The organism is Schlesneria sp. (assembly GCF_036405755.1).
Classification (GTDB): Bacteria; Planctomycetota; Planctomycetia; order Planctomycetales; family Planctomycetaceae; genus Schlesneria; species Schlesneria sphaerica.
On record NZ_DASWWZ010000015.1, the window covers coordinates 1 to 2,983 of the forward strand.

Sequence of the window (2,983 nt, forward strand, 5' to 3'; positions counted from 1 at the left end):
TCAGTATTCGCAGGCGATCGCCAGTTTTGAGCGATTTATTGAGAAGCACCCTCGACATGCACTGCGACGGCAGGCCGAGCGCGGATTGGCAAAGTCTCAAATCCAGAAAGAGATCTCTGGCGCGGTCCCTTCGTGGGAAAAGGGCCTTGCGCGTTTAAACGAGATGATCAGAGCACATCGGAATGATTCCGACTTCTCGACGCTGCATTCCACACTGTTTCAGTATGCGGAACAGATCGCACTGGGATCCGCTAAGACTGCGGAGACGAGCCACAATCCGGACCTGCTAGTGCTGTCTAAAGATGCGCAGGATCTGCTTGAGCGTTATTCCGATCCGGCAGCACCCCCCACCGGAACAGTGGCGCGCATCGTCGAACAACGGGGCAGGGCCAAGAATGCGATTGAAAAACAGCGAACGTTCGACACAGCCATGGCTGCGATTGACGCCGCGATTGCAGATAAAAAGCCGATGGTCGCACTTTCGGAACGCGAACGGCTCGTCAGGTCCTTCCCTGATTTCAAGAACGTCAAACGAGTCAAAGATGCACAGCAGAAGGCGCTCGATCTGGAGAAATCATTGATCGCCACCGATGAGACAGAACGCGCCGCAGAAACCACGGACGAGCCGCGCTGGTCTCCTGAACCCGTGCTCGCCGTGTCACATTCCCGGTCCCGGATGGATGACCAGACGACCGGAAGAATTGTATTTGTCACGGCCAAGGATTCTTGCTACGCCGTTGATCCAGCAACCGGAGAATTGGTCTGGCGGCGAGTCGTCGGTTTCCAGACCCCGTTCTTTCCGATCGTCTCGCAGGGATCGCAATCACTCGTCGTCCTGTTTGATACTCGCAGCAACACTCTACAGGCATGTCAGGTTGCAACCGGTCAACTTGCGTGGAAACAGCCGCTGAATGCCCCGATGATTGGAAAGCCGTTGATCCATGACGGACAGCTCTACTGTTCCCTCCGCGGTAACAAACTGGTGAGGATCGAAGTCGAAACAGGACGCCTCTCCGCGACCGTCTCGTTCTCGCAAAACCTGGCAACTCCTCCCGTGCTGTCGAGAGACGGTAACCACCTGCTCGTACCGGGCGAGATTGCGATGATCTATTCGCTTTCGGTGCACACGACCTCGTCCAAACCCGCGCTGTCAGCCACAGCAACCACCTTCACCGATCACTCAGGCGGCTCTGTAACAGCCCCTCCGTTAATGATGGGGGACTTATTACTGATCTGTGAGAACGACCGCGCGGAAAGCACGAGGCTGAGATTATGGAACGCAAGCCAGCCGGGCGACTCTCTCGTCGAACTCAACTCGACCCGCATCAATGGCCAGGTCAGGGATACTCCGGTGCTTCGCGGTAATCAGCTCGTCGTTCCTTCTTCGGGAGAACAGTTTGCCGCGTTCGCCGTTTCTGATGAACCGGGTCATCAGGGAATTGTGTCAGTCGGTGAATACCGGGCGGACACCAGCGCAAAATCCAATCAGCTTGCTTCCCCCCTGTTTGTGGCATTGGGCCCCGACAATCAATTCTGGTCTGCGGGGTCCGCATTTCGTCGATTTGAAATCACCGGCAACGCTATCCGCATGGATTCCAACTTCGCAGCATCAGGGATCGCTTCACAACCTCTGCAAGCAATCGGGGAACAGTTCTTCGTCGCACGAAAGTCTCGCTACAGCGAAGCAGTCACCTTTTCCGCGTTCGAACGGGAACGTCTGACAAGCCCCTGGCGATGCATCCTGGGGGACGGCCCTTTGACGATGGTGTCAACTCGCGATGGCGGCCTGATCTCTGTCGGAGAAAGCGGGACTGTTTACAACATCGGGAAAACGAGGCTGGCGCAGGGGGGAATTGAACTGAAGTCCGGAACGGACCTGAATCTGCCCGCGAACATCAGCCATCCCCTACGAGCAACGGTCCTGCACGACCAGCGCATCGCCATCATCGCTGCAGGCGAAACTGTCCAGATGCACGTTCTCAACGCATCGGGCCAGTTAGTCGAAAGCCACAAACTGGATGAGATTCCTCAGACAGATCCCGTTCAATTAAACGACGGAATCGTGGTCCCACTTCCTTCCCGCCTGAAGCTGCTGTCCGGTAACCGCAAGGCCGCGCAGGATCTAATTCTGCCCGTCGGGGAATCGGACGAACATCGGTGGACTCATCTCGTTCGGATCAGCGATACCGAACTCATCGCGATTGACGGGAAGGGGCGCCTGACGAGGGTCCAGTTTCGAACAGGTGACATTCCTCATCTTGCAAGCGCCGCGGAACTCCAACTGGATCATCCTGTGGACGTCATGCCCCTTGTGCGAGGTGAGTCACTGTACGTGGCTGATGCACAAGGCAGCCTCAAGCAACTCAGTACGCGTTCGTTCGATGTCGACAGTCAGATCAGTCTTCCGGCACCGATCCGACAACTTTGGGAAGTGGGACAGTCAATTGTCGTGCGTGCAGGAGACCAGACACTACGGTCACTGTCCCAGGGGAAGACACTCACCCCAGAATGGACGTATCCACTGGAACATTTTGAGCCGGTCGGTCCCGCATTGCTCGTGGGCGACCAACTATGGCTTGGCTGTCGTAACGGGACCGTCCTCGTGCTTGATCCCCGGACCGGCACCGAACTGCGACGAGTCGATCTGCCCCAAGGCCTGTCGATTGGACTGCGTCAGGTACAGGAGACGCTCTACGCCGTCGCTGCAGACGGAACACTTTACCGCCTCAACTAGCACGGGCCCACGTTTACTCGCTCCCAGTCACCGGCCACCAGTCTTCATGCGAGCAGTTTGTCAACGACCTGGCCATGCACATCAGTCAGTCGATAATTCCGCCCCTGGAACTTGTATGTCAGGTTGAGGTGATTGATCCCTAACAGATGCAGCATTGTTGCATGCAGGTCGTGCACGTGGATCTTGTCTTCGGTGACGTAATATCCAATCTCGTCGGTGGCACCGATCGTCTGACCGGTCTTAATACCT

At 56.6% G+C, this 2,983-nt stretch carries 2 protein-coding genes; one reads left to right on the forward strand and one right to left on the reverse strand.

Translation table 11 applies throughout. From position 1 onward, the window contains the following. A partial coding sequence (locus VGE80_RS00530; protein ID WP_440591291.1) for an outer membrane protein assembly factor BamB family protein occupies positions 1-2,734 on the forward strand: 2,734 nt, incomplete at its 5' end. 44 nt (positions 2,735-2,778) lie between these two features. On the opposite strand, the gene VGE80_RS00535 is transcribed toward VGE80_RS00530, so the two are convergent. Beyond that, on the reverse strand, positions 2,779-2,983 hold a 205-nt coding region (locus tag VGE80_RS00535), incomplete at its 5' end, for a DUF1501 domain-containing protein (RefSeq protein WP_440591292.1).